This window comes from Pseudomonas gozinkensis (genome assembly GCF_014863585.1).
Lineage (GTDB): Bacteria > Pseudomonadota > Gammaproteobacteria > Pseudomonadales > Pseudomonadaceae > Aquipseudomonas > Aquipseudomonas gozinkensis.
This window is the reverse complement of the sequence record NZ_CP062253.1, coordinates 6,313,290-6,331,253: the sequence shown is the minus strand read 5'-3', so window position 1 is coordinate 6,331,253 and position 17,964 is coordinate 6,313,290. Positions and strand designations below refer to the sequence as shown.

The window sequence follows — 17,964 nt, the reverse complement described above, 5'->3', positions numbered from 1 at the left end:
CGGTGTCATGAGTGCGGTGGGATGCTCGCTGAAGTGGACACTCAAGACGCGGCCACTGATGAGCTGCAACTGATCCGGCAGGCCGAATTGATCCTTCAGGGCGCGCCGGCCGACCTCAACTGGCCATGGATGACCATTGCCGAGCGATTTTCTCTTCTGAAAGGGTTGTTTAGATTGGTGCGCGCATTGGCAATTAGCCCCTCGGCCGCAGGGCAACAGTTTCTGGCCGCCCTTGATGTGGATATTGCGTCCTTGAAGCCGACAGTGGATGCCGGCTTGAAGTTAGAGTGCTTGAGTAACGCAGAGAGATCACATCTTTTGTCTGCGGTAAGCCGAATCCTGTCGGCCGGTGCCGATCGCTTCCGGGCGGCGGCTGAAGATGCTCAGCTGTGTCCTTCTATCCGTGATGCCGCCTCCAGCTCTGCCCAGCTATCACAGCTAATGCCGCGACGACCTTCCCGTGCTTATGTCAGAACGGTGCTCGCATCGAGCCGGAGGCCGAGATCCCCACGCTCGGTGTTGAAGGCCTGGTTACGATTTAAAAGAAAGGTGCTCCGTTCAAAGGCGGTGCAGGTTGGCCACTGTGAAGGGCCAGCACTGTGATCAATTCTGCCTCTCAGACCTGTGCCTGCGATGAATGCGGTCGCACGATGAGCAAAGCCAAGAAGATTCACCAAGAAAAGCGCTTCTGTGAAACGTGCTATGCCCGACTCTTCAAGCGAAAGCTTTGCCCGGCCTGCAACAACTTTGCCCGTCTGCCGCTGTTTGATACTTCTGCGGTTTGTCGTACGTGCGAGGTGAATAAGCCCTGTGTCCGCTGTCATCGCTCCGGGTTGAAGATCGGCAGGCTCACGGCTCAAGGTCCGGCATGTGCTTCATGCGCGCATTATTTCCGCAGCCCTCAGCCATGCGAGCGTTGTGCAACTCCTTCAACGCGCCTGGTCAGGATTCAAGTCGGCGACCACGTGCTGCGGTGTTGTCCGGCCTGCCATTCCTCGTTGAGAACCGCCTGTTGCTCTGCCTGCCGAAAGCCCAGGGTGATTGTCTCGGCAGAGGGACCGGCGCTGTGCAAAAAGTGCTTTGAGCTGGGAGAGGTGCATTGTCCTAAATGCAATAGGCCGATGCCTGCTGGTCTGGGTAACGCTTGCATGGCCTGCTACTGGGCATCATCGTTTGAAGTGCGTAGAAGCGACCTGCTCAGTGCTATCGAGGACGAGCGCCTACGCACGGCGATGGGCGGCTTCTCTGTCTGGCTCAAAGCACGCCGAGGCGCGCAGTTTGCAGCTCTGAACATGCAGCGATACCTACCTTTTCTTAAGGCGCTATACGGGCTTTGGGCGACGTTACCGTCCTATGCCGAAATGGTTGCGCACTTTGGCGCGGAGACGCTCAGGCGCTCGCGCTCGGTGGTGAACTGGCTGGCGGAAACTGATGGCTTAGTGGTTGATCCTGAGGCCAGAGAAAATACCAGCGATCAGCGTCGTATCAGCACATCACTGCAGCATTTTCCTGAAGGCATCGCCAGAGATGCTCTTCATACTTACAGGCAAGATTTGCTCGGCCGTTCTGTAAAGCTGCGCACCGTGCGTATGTCAATTAGCAGCGCGTTGCGCCTTTTACAGCACTGTGATGAAACGGGCCAAACGCTTCCGGATCAGCAGGCGCTGCGTTTGCTCCTGCGTAATCGGCCTGGCCTCCATGCCTCGCTTTTTGGCTTCGTTGGGTTTTTAAATCGACATTATGGGTTGGGGCTGGATGCTCGTTTTAATCGCAGGTGGCTGGCCAAAGCTGCCCGCCACCTTGCAGAGGTCAAATTAACTGAACTCTACGCGACCGCTGAAGGAAACATGACGGCGCAAGAATGGATCAGAGCAGCCATGGCCTACTTTCATAGGCTCAAACTTCCCCTCAATTCGCCGTTGCATTACGAGGAGCAGCCGCAGGGCGATCAGCCTGGTTTTACGGTGAGGTTTGGCGGTGAGGAATACTGGGTGCCGGGAGCTCGCGATCATTATTCAGGATAGCGCAGCGTTTGCGAGCTGATCGCGATCGGCTTCTGATACATCGCTCTTGTTGGCTTCGGTGGCCGTAGAGTGTTTGACAGGCTTGCGCAGGGTGACGCCTATCTGCCGCAGCGCGTGAATCGCGGCCCCGTCCAACCAGGTTGCCTTATCTTCACTGGGGCGGTGCGAGTAAAGGGCAAAACGATTATCCAAGGTCCAGGCCAGGTTCTTGAACACGCCTGCGTGTTTTGGCAGTTCGGCATCAATGAACTCGCACACGCTCTGTATCTCTCTGGCACCGCTCACCGCGCAGATCAGGCCACGCGAGGACTCTTCCTGCTGTTCGCCGTCCTTGTTGACCCAGTGGCGCCGTTCGGTCTCAACGACAAGATAATACTTACCATTCACCTTGATGACGATGAACATAACGCCTCGACGGCGGCGGCTATGCAGGTTGAGCCATTTTTCAAGCTTGCGTTCGGGGTCGTCTTTTTCAGTGTATTGGCGATCAGACAACTCAAAGAGCCTGGGTGGTCCTTTTTCATAAAATTCTTTGTTGAGGTACCAACGAACCTCATCGATTTGGCCGGCCGCATGCAATCGAGTGAAGGACTTCCACATTTCGGCCAGTGCCCCATTGTAATCGGCGTCAACAGGCTCGGCGGTCATTGTGAATTTTGCGGTGTCGTCGTCCTTCTCACCCAGTGAATCACCGGTGGAGTATTTGCTGGGTGGCAACTCGTCCACTGAGTGAGCCTGGGTCTCTTCGTCAGGAGAATCTAACAACGTCCGGGTCTTCTCACGGGTGGAGACAATGTGGAAGTCATCATGAACGACGTCCTCACGCGGGTAAGGGCTGCGAGGTTGGTACGTGTCGGTCATCCCTATATCCAGATCAGCTTCGGTCAAGAAGCGTTTAATCGGAGGAACACCCCTTCGGTCTTCGACGTGTTTGGCCTTTTTGCTTGGACGATAGCCTCGGTTGTCGATCCGTTTGCCGGTGGGTTCGATATAGCCGCGCAGCTCCATGCATACAAAATCCTTGCCGCCATTGATCCAGAGTCCGCGGCACGCCAACTCAGTTGGTCCGTCGAACCACGGAAGCACTTGGAGAGTGTGCGGATTGCCCGCTTTGAAGCTGGGGGTGTCGATCTCCGAAAAGATACTCTGCGCTGCTTTTCGCGTCCGACGATCGTCATTAGCAAGGAGAGCCAAAAACACTTCATCCTCTTTGACCATGTCCGGGTGCGGATAAACAACCAGACTATCGGGCAGGTTTTTTTCGTTTGAAGGGGTGTCGTGTTTCAGTAGACGGTTTTTTGCCTCGTTCCAACGATAGGTGGTCAGGATTCGCGGGATTTCGGAGCGAATTGAGTAGCCTCGAACTAGATAATCCACACAGTTCAGCATGAGCGCACCCTTTGGTTGCTTGAACTCCAAGGACCAGTCATTGGCGCATTCATCCGGCAGTGAAAGCTCATGCTGGCTTGAACAGCGGTGGAGCTCTTTAGCGGTGCGGAAATTCCAGTCCTTGTAGCCGAAACCGACCTTGAACCAGAGTGTTTCCAAAGCGATTTTGGCAACCGGTAGTCGATCTTCCAGAATCAAGCCCTGCGGATAAAACCGTAGACGGCTGATTGCGATCTGGCACGTCTCGAATTCTTCAGTGAGTAAATCACCGTCCACGCGTTGCAGAGTAACCATCACCAGGGGAACGGTGTTGTCCGCGAAGTTTTTGATCAACCTCCCATACCACCACACCACCCAACTTCCCATGGGCAGGTTTGAGTCATATTCGTACAGGTTTGCCCGAGCACTTGGCGAAAGTACTTTCTCACGCTTGATTCTGGTAAGCACTACAACTCCTTGTGCTAGAGCGGTGGTTGGGGAGCGCGCTCGGATCATACGAGGTTTGAACTGGCGAAAGGAAGCTGTGGATCAGTCATATCTGCATGGGGATTTAGCGATTTGAAAAGCCATGAACAAAGAGGAGGTATTGGCGAGCTGGCGACAGGAAACGTTGATGAGCACCATCATAGTCATCTCGCTCATGACCGTTTTGGGTGCTATCGGTTACCGCTTCATCCGATTGATGAAACAACAGCATCGTATTCAACACGAATTGCTAGGGACCCAAGACAAGCTACTGGAGGTCAATCGCACCCTGGAGCTGCTCGCTCTGGAAGACGCCCTGACCGGATTGGCGAATCGCCGCCAGTTCGATCTTTTCACTCAGGCCGAGATCGGCCGGGCCAAGCGCGGTAAAACCCATTTGGCCTTGTTGATGATCGATGTCGACCACTTCAAACGCTTTAATGATCGCTATGGCCATCTGGTGGGGGACGAATGCTTACGCAACCTGAGCAGAATCATCCAGGAAGACATCAGACGGCCCGGCGACTTGGCCGCACGATTTGGAGGTGAGGAATTCGCAGTGATGCTTCCTTCCACTGACTACGTCGGAGCCTTTATCGTCGCAGAGAAGATTCGCAACGCTGTCCTGCACGCGCACATCGAACATAAAGACAGCGACCAGGGCATCGTCACCATTAGCATCGGGGTCAGTGCGTATAACCCCAAAGCCGAAGAAACGACGGATGCTCTGATCGGTGCTGCGGATAAAGCGCTCTATATTGCCAAAACCAGCGGACGAAACATGAGCGTGATCGCCAATTGAAAACAGGGCCGCACGGCCTGACTGGGCAGAAAGTGCCACAGATTATTCATGGGATCAGATCCTAGACGGCTCGCCTGCCTCCTTCAGCTGACGCAGGCCTCTCTCGGTCATCGCATCGATGTAGCTCAGATCACCGTAGATGCGAGCCAGCAAAATAGCCCCTCATAGTCGGCCACCAGTTGCGTTGCCAGCCGCTACGCCTGCTCTCAGCTGTAACCGGCGCTAAACAGCTTGGTGAACACCGCCACCCATTCATATGGCTATCTGGGCTAAAGCGCTGGGTACCGACGCCGGTGCGCGGTGGAAAATTTCCTTCAGGGAATTCTTTTCTACGATGACCTGCTGAAACAGTGCGTTGCTGTCCCCATCTCGGCTATGGAGCGCGTTGCTTAATCAGTCTGCTACAAATGATGAACGACAGCGATTTGCCGATTGCTGCCTGCAAAGACGATATCAGGATTGCCGTATCCGCATAATCGCTTCTGTGATCGCTTTTGCATTTGTGTCTAAGGTCTCCATGGCCATCACAGCGTTATCTGCAACCACTGCCACGCCATTGGCTGAAAGCCAAACGGCGACCTCCTCGATTGCCGCCGCAAGGGCATGCTGGTTGTGCAGGAGCAATGTCAGGGCGTCAGCAGTGGCGATATTAGAAGATGAGTTATTTGGCATGCGATCTATCCCGGCAATGATGGGTTCGCAAAGCCTAGCTCATGCAGTCGCAGCAGAGTGGTTTAGGTACCGCATGGTTAAAAATTGCTACGCCGCGCAGATGATTTGAGACTTTAGCCAATCAGTTGGGGGGAGGTGGGCTACTGCATCTAATTCATAATTGGAGTCAGCAAGCGGCCGCTTTCGGCCAGGAGCGGACATTCAGGGTAGGTCAATGAGTGTCCCTCCTTGCATGCTCGATTCGACCTCAAGGCGTATGATGCCAATCCACAGCCCCACCGATGACGAGCTTGGAGCGTCGGAAGGTCTATCGCGAAACATCACCATAGATAATGGGTTTAATGCACAAACCACGCGCTCTGCGCCTTCTACATTCCTAAGGAGCTTCAGTGAATATTTGGACCAATTTCGGCTTGGTGGAAAACCCATACAGCACCAAACCCATAACTTCGGATGAGATAGGCGAGAAACTCTTGGTGGGAAGAGATGGAGAGCTCAAACAGCTTATGATGTCGTTGGCTTCTCTCGACACTAATCCGACTTTAGAGGGGCCAAATGGCGTTGGAAAAACTAGTTTGGTTTCAGTAGCAGCCTATAAGCTTAAGAAATCGTTTGTAGAAGGTGAAACAAACCAAGCCGCGATCCCCCTTGGCGAACCTTTTCAGCTGAGGCTTGGCGAGGATGTGAATGCATTCAGGCGGAAAGTATTTCAACGTATAGCCCGAGCATTCATCGACAACCATGACCTTTTGAAGGCCCGAGGGCTCAACGTTCCAGATATTGCAGCGGTAGACGGTTGGCTAAGCTCTCCCGTCTTCAGAAATTATAATGGCGGAGCGACCATCGCACTCGTTGGTGGTGTTACTGCTGGCGAAAGCACCACAGTAAATTCCGCAGCTGGCTTTTCCGAAGAGGGCTTTATAACTACTGTTTCGAAGTGGCTCCAAGAATGTTTTCCGAGCTCGACTGCTGGCTTTTTTATAGGCGTTATCGATAATTTGGAGCTCTTGGAAACCTCAAAAGAAGTCCGTGAGTTATTGGAAGAGCTTCGAGATGAAGTTATACGCATCCCAGGATTGCGATGGGTATTATGTGGAGCCCTAGGTGTTGTGCGCCGCGCCGCATACACCCCACGACTCGAAGGTGTCTTAGGGGCACCAATCATGGTTAAACCAATTTTAGACGAGCACATCACGCCATTGATCACCGCTCGCCTTACTGCATACAAGTTAGACTCCAATGTAGTTCCTCCCGTTGATGCCGCAGGCTTTCTTCACCTATACCATGTAGGGAATAGAAATCTCCGCAACGCGATGAAGTACAGCCAGGATTTTTCCTTGTGGGCAATATCCACCTCCCAAGAAATTGCTGACCCAGACGCGCGTCGTGCCATTCTGGAGAAATGGATGGACGAAGAAGCCGCTAAAGGCGCGGACGATGTAAAAGTTGGGAAGACAGCTTGGAAAGTGTTTGACGACCTTGCGTCGAAGGGTGGTGTTATGCGCCCCAGTCAATTTGAAGAATATGGCTTTAAATCATATCCAGCGATGCATCCACATTTGAAGGCTCTGGCGGATGCAAACCTGATTGAAAGCGAAGCTGATGACGACGACAACCGCAAAAAGGCAATTAGCATTGTCTCTCGGGGTTGGATCGTCAATTACAAACGAAATGGCATTCCGGCCGTGGATAACTCCGTCGCCGAATAAGCTTGATTCCCGCGTATAGCCAAAACCGCCTGAGCCAGGCGGTTTTTTTTGGAGGGCTCCCTGCGACCATCGGCGAAGGGCAGTCATGGGTCGATTGCCCTCCTGCGGCAGACAAAAAACGGCCAAAGGCGGACGCTCTGTCCCGAACTATTAGTGGATCTACCCTCGCCAACGATTGCCTTGGCCTATTGCAGTCAGTCTAGAATGTGCCACGACAATAAAATGCTCAGCATTCACTTGGTGGTAACTGCACGCCTATCGTTCGCACCACCACCGACAGAATGCAAACAGAATATTCGGTTTTATTAGGGACGAGATGGCGTGACTAGACCTGCAATTCCAATGGAAATTCAAAGAGCGGTATTAATTGAGGCTGGTCATCAGTGCGCGATTCCTGCCTGCCGACATCCAAGAGTAGAAATTCATCATATTATTCCTTGGGCTAAATGCAAAAAACATGAGTACCATAATCTCATTGCACTTTGCCCAAACTGCCACACTCGGGTTCATGATGGTGAGATTGATCGGAAATCACTGGTAAAATACAAATCGGCATTGGTTTCAGCTATTCGCGATTTAGGAGCCTCCGCGTTCAGTCATCCTATCGTTGAGATTAAGCGGCGCATATACACAATCGACACTAGCCATTCGGGTATTTATTTTGACTTTGAGTACCCAGATTTTTGCAATACAGACGTAATTATTGCTTCAAAAAATATAGAAGCTTGGGGTAATGAGCTGCTGGAATCGCATACGTCTACAGCTGAAAGTAACAAAAAGGATGCAGTTGATTATGAGGGCGGCTGTCTCGGCACCTACTTGATAGGGAGGTACGAAGTTAATCGGCGAGATGCGTATGTGTTAAGTGTGCGATACACTATTCAGGGCTATTTAGGTGGCGCGCACGGCTATAGGGAAACTAGAGCTCAAAACTTCCTCCTATCACCTTTCTCCCCTTTGACCTTAGACTACCTGCTAATTAATGAGGGATGCTTGATCAAGTTGTCTAGCCTCATTAGGGATAGGTTTGCAAAGGACCTTCCTGAGTTCGATGGAGAATGGCTTATGTCAGGAACGAACGTCGACTCCATTGTCTCAACTCCGTTTATAATTGGGCGATATGGAATAAGTTTTATTTTTGCAGAATATCAAGTGGCTGGTTACGCGTTAGGTAGCCCGGAGATACATTTATCATTTTATGAATTAAATGGCATCGCTAAGCCAGAAATCCTAAAGCTACTAGATGAGGATTAATGTATACGTCAAACTTTCCGCAGATCGACGGTCCGTTATCGCGACACTGGGCGAACATCCGCTGTTGGCCGGTTTCTGTCCGTCACGGTAGGCAGAAACCGGCCAACAGCGGGAAAAACAGCCGGGCTGAAGTGAGCTCAAAACCGGAGCGATCCACTTGGTCTAAAGTTTGAGTTCAACCCCATAAAAATATTCACGGGAGGACTATGGCAGAAGAAACGGCGGAGACGAATCAAACCCTCCTTTGCTCTGATTGCTTCACGGATGAAGGATTGCGGATAGATGCATTCAAGCTCGGCATTGAGGAACATGTGAAATGTCCGAATTGTCATAGCCAAGAAGGGCGAAAGCTGACGAAGGAGCTTATTGAATCTCTTGCATGGCGCTTTTTTGTGGGTGGAACTACCGTCCGTTGCGATTACGGCGCAGCGACTGTTATTCAGTGCAACGAGCATCACTTTGGGAGGAGCGATATATCGCCCTCGATCTGGCTTGAAGATGACATCAGACTTCTTGAGGAGGCTGCTCAGCTTGGCTTCTTCCACTACGGCCCACGGCTATGGATGATTGGCGAAGTCGAACCACTTAAGGATCTTCAGGATGAATCGAAGCGGTCGCAAATCATCAAGCGCGTGATGAAGGAATACCCAGAAAAGACACTTGAAATAGGGGAGAAGTTTTATCGCCTACGAATCTGCCCACAACGTCCAGCTGATCCGACAGAGTACGACAGCCCACCGATTGCACTCGCTGGAAAGGGGCGACTCGACTCGCCAGGCTTTCCTATCATGTACGGATCGCAGGACATCGACGTTTGCATCCATGAATGTCGAGCATCGACAGATGACGACCTCTACGTCGCTACCCTGGAGCCCAAGCGAAACCTACGGCTCCTAGATCTTACTCATTTACTCGAAGAGGATGTGACAGAGTTCGAAAGTTTGGATATGGCTATCCATATGCTCTTCCTGGCACGCTCTCACTCCTATGAGATTTCCCGAGCAATCGCATTAGCAGCCAAAGAAACGGGTTTTGACGGCATAATTTACCCGTCGTTCTTTAGTTTGATTCGCACTGGTGGCCATCCTTTTGAAACCACCTATGGTATGTCACTGCGGCGCTATCATCCTGAGCGGGAAAAATATGCAGAAGCATACACAATCCAAAATTTTGCCCTGTTTGGACGTCCACTGGAGAATGACCTAGTAAGCATCAAATGCATTAATCGCTTGATACTCACTCAGGTCGGATATAGAGGACATTTCGGCCCCGTGGAGTACTGACACAAGTGTAAGAGGTACTCGGATGGTGGCTATTGCTCTTCCTTGAAGGGCATCGGGTCGTCTGCTTCCTCTTACGACGGGCAGCAATTGGCCGAAAGCGGTTAGTAGTGATCGGCAGCAATCGGCCAATAGCGGTCAGTTGCGGGTAGCCCTCATAGTCGAATTTGACTATGAGATGCGCACAACCCGCAGTGCTTGTTGATCTCTAACGGATGTTGCTCGATAGAGGTTGTCGAAGATAAAGCTGCATTGTGATAGCGGAAATAATACTTTGCCTTATAAATCTCCGCTCTTGATTTTTTGCATAAGCCTCTTATAGCCTTCTTCGTCGCTGGCGTGTCTGTTGCTATTTAAAAAGGGCATCCACATCGAGGTTATTACATCTTTTTTGATTACATTGTTATGGTCAAATATTTTATTAGTTGCCTGACTCAAAATCTCGCTTTTTGATTCGAACCCCTCTGTGCCAGCTTGACCGAATAAAGGATCAAGACCTAACCATTCAGCCGGTTTTTTGGGCATCCACTTTACCCATTGATCATTAGGGGCGATTTCATTTCTGACTCGTGCAACTTTAAATCCAGCACAACTTTCCCAGTCGTATTGTTTATTTAGTATGCTTCCAGTCAGGATGATGGTATTGAAATTAACTGGCGGAAATTCTTCAAATCCACTCAAGTACGCCCCTATGAGATAAGTGCCAAATGAGTGTGCAATTACAGAAATTCGTTCGCCATTTTGACAGTAATCTTCCTTTATAGAAAATATCCAATCTCTAAACAGATCGACAGCCTCTTTTCTTTTTCCTTTGTTTAATAAAATATCGGGTGTTGTAAATCCATAAATGTATGGTGCAACAATCCATCCTTGGCTGTTTGCGATTGGAATTAAACTTGCATTCCAATCGGCGTGCGACATGATGCCATGAATAGTTACCAAGACGCCTGGGACCTCATTTAGATCGACTAAGTGCCTATTAAAATAAGCCCTCTTGATCACCTCGAAGGTTTCGTCATCAGGTTCGTGAGTTGTTTCCCAAGCTTTGTCCGGATGATTCAGACTTATCTGTACCACGCCCACTTCTTGACCAAACCTAGCGTAGGATAATAATCTCACGAAAGATGATGCGATGATTGGCTCATCAATCGAGCAAAACATGATATCAGTTCGTCTTCCATCTAAAATGAGTCGCTCGGGCTTGGAAGGTATATGTTCCTTTTTCTGGAGAACGATTACCACATCTAGGTCGTGAGGATCCTCCTTGTCCGTCACGTACGACCCACCAATTAAAACACAAACTGCATTTCGCGCATTAGAGAAATCTAAAATGTCTACGAATGCTTTTCTGAGCTGCTTCCTTTTTTCGTTGACCAGACAAAATCTGTCAATGAACTCTTGAGCAGAACAAACATGGGTTCCTGGTGGTAAAAAACCTTTTGCTGTAAGCGCTGGCAGTCTATTCATCACTTCTCGCTTTTTATATGAAAAGAGGGGCGATTCACAATTGGGCATCAAGCCACTTAGAAAGACCAATTGCGTCAGATTCTGAAAGATTCATTTTATCTATAAGACGATAATGCCCCATCCCTTTACCATAAGTGCAAGACTTTCCGACCGGATGCAGCAGTGAGACCAATACAAGGTCAGTGTTAGCGGCCCAATCGCTTTCAAAACTGGTTCCTTTGAGTGGCGTCAACACAACACCAAAACTACCACCATTTCCCAAATCAACTCTTTCTACTAACATGATTTATTACCTTATTTTATTGGAAATTCTAAAGTTTAATAGGCACCAATTTATGCTCTGTTGTGACCTTAGACGCTTGGTGATTTGTTGGCAACTTTTGGCTGGAAGCATGCCTGTCCGAAAGCGCGCTTCTGGCCGGTAGCGGTCGTTTGTGAGCGTCCGCTAATGGCCGAAAGCGGTCGTTCATGAGCGGCAGCTATTGGCCCAGGCTGTGTGAAAAAGCATGGACCGTTTTGAAGTCTGCATTGCTAGGTAAAATCTGCAACGTTTGGTTAGTCTCTCTATCCGGCTTCTGGCGCGGACTGAACAAAAACGACATTTTCCCTCTTTACTGGCTCGGCCTTTCGAGGGCTGATCAATATGCGCTTTCCCCAAGCTGGCAAGATTCGAAATCACCGAAATTTGCTTTATGCGGAATTATGCAAAAATTCATAATTTCTCTCACTGTCTGTTTGGGCAATGAAACCGAAGGGTGCAAGCTGCTGGTGAGCCGACTTGGCCTCACGCGTTGGGCCTAACTTTACAGTTGGTAAGTTTGGGGGGCGTCACATACCGCGTCAAACTTGCCTTAACAGTGGCTGAGGTCGTTAGTTGCTGCGGTTTCGGTCGCATTTATTTCTGAAAGCTACATGAAGCGTAAACAATCAATCTTGCCCACCGCCTGTGAGTTGCATCAATTTCCAATCAGTTGCATTTATTGCCAAATGTCACAGCGCTCCTATCTAAGGGAAACGGCTGTGGCTAGAGCCCTGTCCATCGGGAGTAGCGGCTGTGCAGACAAATTTTCTTGAGAGGAATGCCATTAATGGGGCATTACCTGATCTCGTCGCCAGATGGTTCCAGCAATGGCACCTGGCTTGAAGTCGATGATGCCTGCAGAACCCAGTGGAGAAGTGGCTTGCAGTGGAGGATCAAGACTGAGCGTTTGCCCGGTGCTGAGCTGTAGCTGTGTGAAATACACATCGTGTGAGTCATTGACCTTGTTGACCAGACGTCCAAACAAGCGGCTACCTCGCGCGATTGCCACGTTCTCGTAGTCGTCGTAAACATTCTCGTAGACCATCGCCGCAACATAGTTAGGGTCTACACGCTCCAGTCTCAGATTAAGGAACGTACCTTCAGTTACTTCATACGGCACGGTCACGGGTCGCTGAGCGATTGCCACCGGCTGTTGAGCCTGCGCCAAACCTGCAAAAAGCAATTCGAGAGTCACCGTAGTGGCCCAAATGAGTTTTTTACCTACCATCAATAACTCCTGACATCAGCGAGCCGCCGTGCAAAAAACAACTCGGTAATGGGCGAAAAAATAGTTTGTGAATCTACTCGAGCGGTCTTCAATCGTCAGCGTCTGACTGCGCCTTACGAGGCACCGATACCGACGGGGTGAAAAACATGGTGCGTTGCGAGGCCGGCATCAAGATGTCAGTGGACTTGATGCTGCTGCCTTTTCGGCGCTTGGTTCGCCCATCCTTGTCAAAGACTTCGATGTCCTTGCACAGGATCGGCATGTGAAGCGCTTCACGAACGATGCTTTCGTTAGCCATAGTCCCGTTGGCCATGCCCCTCATCATCATTCCGAACGACTGGGTTGGCTGGTCGTAGATCTTGCTTGGCAGCAGTTCAGACAGCTCCGTCTCGATCCGCTTGCCGGTCGCGCCATCGAAGAAGTGTTCCTCACCGAAGCCCAGGTTTCGCTGATCGGTCACCTGGATGTCGCGCTTGGTGTCGTAGCCAACAAACAATGCAGGCGTCATGGAGTGCGAAAAGTGGTTGCCGTACTTCCAATGGATTTCTTTCATCACCGCATTGGCGCGATAGCTGTTGGCAAGGTGGATGAACCAATAAGTCCTTGGATTGGAACCGAATGGTGTAATGAAAAAGACCGTCATGAATTCCGCGCCGCTTTCTTTCAGAATACCTTCTGCCAGAAATCTCTGTATGAGGTGCTGCCATTCACGACGCATCGTGGCCTTGAAAGAGGGAAGTTTTTCCCACGGAATGTACTTCTCAAGATCGATGTTTTGCAGTGCCTTGCGGTTTTCATCTCGTTCGGACAGATAGTCAATCAAACTGTCCACGTTGAAGGTTAATAAAACCTCTGCATTATCCACTTCATTGAAAATGGTTCGAATGCTCGAAAATGGCACATCTTTGTACGCGTATTGATCCAGCAGAAACAGTGCTCGTTCGGAAAGCTTGAATTTCTTGATTTGGTTAATCAGAGCGGGAAGAGCATTGGTAAAGCGCGACTTGAGCAAAAATACATTCTGGTCGATAAGATGGCTGTATCCCCTTTCAAAAAGCACGCCACGTAAATAATCGATATTGTCTTTCTTGATATCTACGAAATAGTAGTTGGCTGCAACCTCGCGATCTTGTCGCCTTAGAATGTTGAGCTCGGCGACGGTTTGTCGCACGGTATCCAAGGCAATGATCGGTGAGCCGTAGTGGATGCCCACACCGTCGTCATCTTGGTAAACACCACCTCCACAGAAGCCGTCGATGATATTTATCCCGATCTTGGGGATTCGCTGATTGCTCATCACGACTGTGATGTAAGTGCGAATATAATCCTCAATGATTTTGTGCTTTATCTTGCTGTGCGGGTCAATCTGGGGATACGTTCCTGTGAAAATATTCCATTTGTATTTTTCATCCTTGGCCATGTCGTCTGTCCCTAACTCAGGCTAAATTCAAAAGAGGTATCTCATCCCAGGTTTGACCGTTCAACAGTCGCCCATTGGCTTTCTTCGAGCGTTTGACGCCGTCTGCCCCCCAGCCTCCCCATTGTTTGAAGAAGAAGGCCGAGCCTGATGTATCGCACTGGCGATGAATGTTATCGACCCATTCTTGTTGCATTGGGCGTGCCTTGTTACCTGACTCGCCACCGACAATCACCCAGTGGATGTCGGTCAGATCGATCTCGCCTAAATCTTCCAGAAGAGGTTCTGCCGAAAGAAACCTGATTGTTGCATTGACCCGACGCAGGCAATCAATACGAGGAACACCGTATGCCTTGTCCTCAACCGAGACGCCCAGCCAGGCATTGGTCGGTGGAGTGCGCTTACTAAAATAGTCTGCGAGTCTTTCGGCCCGTTTTGTCAGAATTTGGAAGGTATGTTGCGTTGCTTCGCGAATTACCTCAAAGACCTGATCGATATAATGATCCGGGACTTTTTCATGAAAGAGGTCAGACATCGAATTTACAAAATAAATGGTCGGCTTTTTGCGCTGAAGTGGTTCTCGCAGTTTTTCCGGGCGCAGGCTAAGCTTAAATCCATTCTCGTAACCTGGCGTACCCATCGCTTGCAAACGATGGGCCATGTTTTCTGCATAACAATGCTTGCAGCCCGGCGATACCTTGGTGCACCCAACAATAGGGTTCCAAGTCATTTCAGTCCATTCAATGCTCGTCTGGGTACTCATTGCACTTTCACTCCTGTCGTCATGCAGGAAAGTCTTAATCATGGGTTTGAAATAGCACTCGCCACTGAAGAGGCGGCGCATATATTCTAATCCCTACCAAGTTTCAAGCATACCACAAAGCTTTCAAAAAACTAGGCAAATAGTCTGGCGACATAAATAAAAGTCACTTTAATTTGATATATAAGACAAGCGGTGACGAGTTGGATTTTACTCATTGCTGCTCATGGGTATCACCAATGAATTGATGAGATCATTCTGCGCAAAGTGCCCAACGCTCGCTTGCTCTTGGCCAATTAGGTCGGACAGGTTTTTTTGTCCGACTTTTAACGTCTGTATTCAAGTTGTATATCTTTCCTTCCTTCACGAGTTCTTTAAAGGCGAGCTGGAAGTCCGTAGGGTATAGGTCCGTTTCTTCTAAAAAGTCCGCCCAGCACTCATTGTCTATGAGCATCGGGCTCGTCGAGAGCTTTGTGAGCAAGTAGGTCTTTGCAAGCGTTCGATTGTCTTGAGCACCCGTTGCCTCAGGCGGCTCCTCGATGGTGCCAAACAGGTCGTCGATCGGCGCGCGTTTGCTCGATTGTTGTCGCAATTTTGTCTCAAACTGACTGACGCGTTGAATCATGTGCATTTGCTCGGCGGCTTCTTTAAAGACAATCAGGCCTTTTGGATGTCGGGTGAGATAAATCAGGAAATACAGCACACGATCCATCCCGGGACGTTCCACCGTCACGTGTGCCGACCTGCCACCGTAAAGGCTTCCAATCGCCTGGCGGTACTGCGTGACGATAATGCGCTGTCGCTCGGTCGCCGACTCTCTACCCGAAAAGCTAACCGGTTTGCCCAACAGCTCTTCCACGTTTGCCTGCTGGGCTTTCATCGACATCGCTCTGTTGATGAAGTCATACATCAGGTTGATGAGGAACTCTGCTTTGTTTAACGCCAGTAGTGGAGCAAGCACCGGAGCGTTGATGACCTTGCGCCACCCTTTAGGGTCGATAAAAAAGAAGGTGAAGTTATGCGATGCCCACGCGGCAATCTCAGGAATTTTGGTGGTGTAATCGCCCTGGATGCAGTCTGCTGCAACGCAGGAGTTCGAATCGCTGTCGAGAAAGCTTTTCAGCTTTGAGAAAGCTTCTTTGTTTTTCTCGATGTATAAGGCACGGAATTTAACTTTGCAGCCGTGGACCTCTTCGAGCGACTTGGCGCAGTCTTTCATCAGCTTCAGTGAAATGCCGATAGAGGTGTCGCGCAAATCCTCAGATTCTTCAGACCACGGACCAGCGAAGCAGTCTACGTAATTGATGACTGTTTCATTTCTGCCAATAATCATGAAAAGCCGTTGGAGATAGGTCTTTAGAATCGTGTGCTTTACGTAAGCCTGTTCCCGACCATGGTACTCCACTGGTATCGCCGCCATAACACTTCCCTGTTGATGCGCTCGCTCACTGAAGCCGGTCGAACGATATGGATATTTCGTAGTGGCGATACGATATCTGAGCCGTTGCGGGATGGCTACGGTGGAGACGCCCTCGATCGGCGCTAGCCAAGTGGTTACGCCTGCTAAAGATTGACCCTAGCAGTCGGGCCAAGCCGATAGAAACAGGCTCGCTACGACACATGAATGTGATCGCCAACGAAAAAGTCGCTCGATCTCGCACGCTACCCAGATCTGGCAGCTAGGACTTGGAAAGCCGGGCGGAAGCATGACTTCAGAGTCCAAAAAAAGCTTTATGCACAATTATGCAAAAAAACATAATTGCTATGAGGTATAGCTGGGCTACGAATAATGGGGTGTGTTGGACACCGGCTCTAAGCAGTTCAACTTGCAGATTTGAAAGGCACGCGCGCTCGAAGAAGTGAGTGAAACCACAAGCTGAGGCAGGTACCGCGAGAACCGCGGTGAAACGCGTAACCCCCAATGTTTTCTCAGTTTATTCCTTGTTTTCTCTTTTATTTCTTTTTGTCCCAACTGCCACCGACCAGTGCCGGCCCGGAGGCCGAGTGATGTGGTTGGCGGAACGGGCGCTGCGGCCAGTGGGTCAACGGCGCGCCGCTGGCGACGGATTGAATCGCCGCCACCTCCAACGCTTCACTCTCGGCCAGCGGTGGCAGCAACCCCGGTAATCGACTGGCCAGCAACGTCTTGCCCGTCCCCGGTGGCCCGCTGAACAGCAGGTTGTGCGCACCGGCGGCGGCAATCAGCAGCGCCCGTTTGGCGGCCAGTTGGCCCTGCACCTCATTCAGGTCCGGATAAGGTTTGGCGGCATGGATCAGCCCATCCGAGACATAAGGCTCGACCGGTGTATGCCCATTGAAATGCGCCACGGCTTCCAGCAGATGATCCACCGCGATCACCCTCAGTCCGGACGCCAGACAAGCCTCCTCGGCATTCGCCCGTGGCACCACCAGCGTCCGCCCGGCCTTGCGCGCCGCCAGTGCCGCCGGCAACACCCCACGCACCGCCCGCACTGCGCCGGATAACGCCAGCTCACCCAGGCATTCCACATCATCCAGCGTCAACGTCGGCACCTGCACACTCGCCGACAGGATCCCCAGTGCAATCGCCAGATCGAACCGCCCGCCATCCTTGGGCAGATCCGCCGGTGCCAGATTCAACGTGATCCGCCGCGCCGGAAACTGCAGCCCGGAATTGATGATCGCACTGCGCACCCGGTCCTTGCTCTCCTTCACCGCCGCTTCGGGCAGGCCGACCATGGTCAGCGAGGGCAAGCCGTTGGCCAGGTGGACTTCGACGGTGACGGCGGGAGCATCCACGCCAATCTGGGCGCGGCTGTGGACGATGGCGAGGGACATGGTCGTTCCTTGAGTTGAATCGGGGGCCGCTTCCTGCGTTTTTTTAAGGGTAGTCGGGGAGGAGGGAGTTGAAGGGACAATTGCCTGGGCAAAGCTTCACTGGATGTTGCTGGAGTCAAAATGATTAATCTTCAGGCGAAAAAAAACCGCCTACTAGACGGTCTTTTAATGCGGGATTCAGGTTCCGCCACCGGCGAGCCAGCCATCAGGCTCCAATTCTTTGCCATAGGCCGCGGCGACCTTCAAAAATTGCCGCTGACTGGCAGAAACCGTATCGGCCAAACTGGGCGTTTCTGCACGAAGCCTGGATGCGAGTAACGGCTGTTTTTTCTGTTTCTTCTGTTTCATAGACACCTCTCGTGTCTGGATGAATGAGTCG

Annotated in this window: 15 protein-coding genes and 2 pseudogenes; 7 read left to right on the top strand and 10 right to left on the bottom strand. The window is 50.9% G+C overall.

Features of this window, described 5'->3' with window-relative positions; all coding sequences use genetic code 11:
* The first annotated feature begins 21 nt into the window (after positions 1-21).
* Both IHQ43_RS29650 and IHQ43_RS28380 read left to right on the top strand, forming a co-directional pair.
* Positions 22-603 (top strand): hypothetical protein, encoded by a 582-nt coding sequence (locus IHQ43_RS29650; protein ID WP_064621092.1) that lies wholly within the window; start codon positions 22-24, stop codon positions 601-603.
* Positions 604-1,148: 545 nt separating this feature from the next.
* The gene (locus IHQ43_RS28380) at positions 1,149-2,024 is read left to right on the top strand and encodes a hypothetical protein (protein WP_192562825.1); all 876 of its coding nucleotides are present in this window, start codon (positions 1,149-1,151) and stop codon (positions 2,022-2,024) included.
* On the opposite strand, the gene IHQ43_RS28375 is transcribed toward IHQ43_RS28380, so the two are convergent.
* Positions 2,016-3,860, bottom strand: coding sequence for a hypothetical protein (locus IHQ43_RS28375; RefSeq protein ID WP_156523306.1), 1,845 nt, complete (start codon positions 3,858-3,860; stop codon positions 2,016-2,018). The two genes, IHQ43_RS28380 and IHQ43_RS28375, sit on opposite strands and share 9 nt — an antisense overlap.
* 118 nt (positions 3,861-3,978) lie before the next feature.
* Here IHQ43_RS28375 and IHQ43_RS28370 point away from each other — a divergent pair.
* Positions 3,979-4,680 (top strand): annotated as a pseudogene (locus IHQ43_RS28370) (GGDEF domain-containing protein); the annotation flags it as partial.
* 453 nt (positions 4,681-5,133) lie between these two features.
* On the opposite strand, the gene IHQ43_RS28365 reads toward IHQ43_RS28370, so the two are convergent.
* A complete protein-coding gene (locus tag IHQ43_RS28365; RefSeq protein ID WP_064621088.1) occupies positions 5,134-5,352 on the bottom strand; it encodes a hypothetical protein in 219 nt (72 codons plus the stop codon).
* Between the two features lie 389 nt (positions 5,353-5,741).
* On the opposite strand from IHQ43_RS28365, the gene IHQ43_RS28360 reads away from it, so the two are divergent.
* From IHQ43_RS28360 to IHQ43_RS28350, 3 genes are all read left to right on the top strand, one after another.
* Positions 5,742-7,061 (top strand): MarR family winged helix-turn-helix transcriptional regulator, encoded by a 1,320-nt coding sequence (locus IHQ43_RS28360; protein WP_169872555.1) that lies wholly within the window; start codon positions 5,742-5,744, stop codon positions 7,059-7,061.
* 321 nt (positions 7,062-7,382) lie between these two features.
* Complete coding sequence (locus IHQ43_RS28355) at positions 7,383-8,315, top strand: HNH endonuclease (RefSeq protein ID WP_192562824.1); 933 nt, start codon at positions 7,383-7,385, stop codon at positions 8,313-8,315.
* 206 nt (positions 8,316-8,521) lie between these two features.
* On the top strand, positions 8,522-9,598 hold the full coding sequence (locus IHQ43_RS28350; RefSeq protein ID WP_192562823.1) for an RES family NAD+ phosphorylase: 1,077 nt from the start codon (positions 8,522-8,524) through the stop codon (positions 9,596-9,598).
* Between the two features lie 276 nt (positions 9,599-9,874).
* Here the strand turns inward: IHQ43_RS28350 and IHQ43_RS28345 are convergent, their stop codons facing one another.
* Together IHQ43_RS28345 and IHQ43_RS28340 are read right to left on the bottom strand one after the other, a co-directional pair.
* Positions 9,875-11,062 carry a DUF6932 family protein gene (locus IHQ43_RS28345; RefSeq protein ID WP_052906073.1) on the bottom strand — a complete coding sequence of 396 codons (1,188 nt, stop codon included), beginning with the start codon at positions 11,060-11,062 and terminating at the stop codon, positions 9,875-9,877.
* A gap of 34 nt (positions 11,063-11,096) precedes the next feature.
* Positions 11,097-11,345 (bottom strand): hypothetical protein, encoded by a 249-nt coding sequence (locus IHQ43_RS28340; protein ID WP_155418724.1) that lies wholly within the window; start codon positions 11,343-11,345, stop codon positions 11,097-11,099.
* A gap of 185 nt (positions 11,346-11,530) precedes the next feature.
* On the opposite strand from IHQ43_RS28340, the gene IHQ43_RS28335 reads away from it, so the two are divergent.
* Positions 11,531-11,863, top strand: coding sequence for a hypothetical protein (locus IHQ43_RS28335; RefSeq protein WP_156523305.1), 333 nt, complete (start codon positions 11,531-11,533; stop codon positions 11,861-11,863).
* 284 nt (positions 11,864-12,147) lie between these two features.
* On the opposite strand, the gene IHQ43_RS28330 is transcribed toward IHQ43_RS28335, so the two are convergent.
* The 6 genes and pseudogenes from IHQ43_RS28330 to IHQ43_RS28305 all read right to left on the bottom strand — a co-directional run bounded on the left by IHQ43_RS28330 (position 12,148) and on the right by IHQ43_RS28305 (position 17,933).
* The gene (locus tag IHQ43_RS28330; RefSeq protein WP_064621071.1) at positions 12,148-12,591 is read right to left on the bottom strand and encodes a TraB/TrbI/VirB10 family type IV secretion system protein; all 444 of its coding nucleotides are present in this window, start codon (positions 12,589-12,591) and stop codon (positions 12,148-12,150) included.
* 88 nt (positions 12,592-12,679) lie between these two features.
* Complete coding sequence (locus IHQ43_RS28325; RefSeq protein WP_064621070.1) at positions 12,680-14,011, bottom strand: three-Cys-motif partner protein TcmP; 1,332 nt, start codon at positions 14,009-14,011, stop codon at positions 12,680-12,682.
* Between the two features lie 16 nt (positions 14,012-14,027).
* Positions 14,028-14,771, bottom strand: coding sequence for a phage Gp37/Gp68 family protein (locus IHQ43_RS28320; protein WP_064621368.1), 744 nt, complete (start codon positions 14,769-14,771; stop codon positions 14,028-14,030).
* A 250-nt stretch (positions 14,772-15,021) separates the two neighbouring features.
* Complete coding sequence (tcmP, locus tag IHQ43_RS28315) at positions 15,022-16,188, bottom strand: three-Cys-motif partner protein TcmP (RefSeq protein WP_064621069.1); 1,167 nt, start codon at positions 16,186-16,188, stop codon at positions 15,022-15,024.
* A 554-nt stretch (positions 16,189-16,742) separates the two neighbouring features.
* Positions 16,743-17,585: pseudogene (locus IHQ43_RS28310) on the bottom strand (YifB family Mg chelatase-like AAA ATPase); the annotation flags it as partial.
* Positions 17,586-17,762: 177 nt separating this feature from the next.
* A complete protein-coding gene (locus IHQ43_RS28305; RefSeq protein WP_192562822.1) occupies positions 17,763-17,933 on the bottom strand; it encodes a hypothetical protein in 171 nt (56 codons plus the stop codon).
* Positions 17,934-17,964 lie beyond the last annotated feature (31 nt).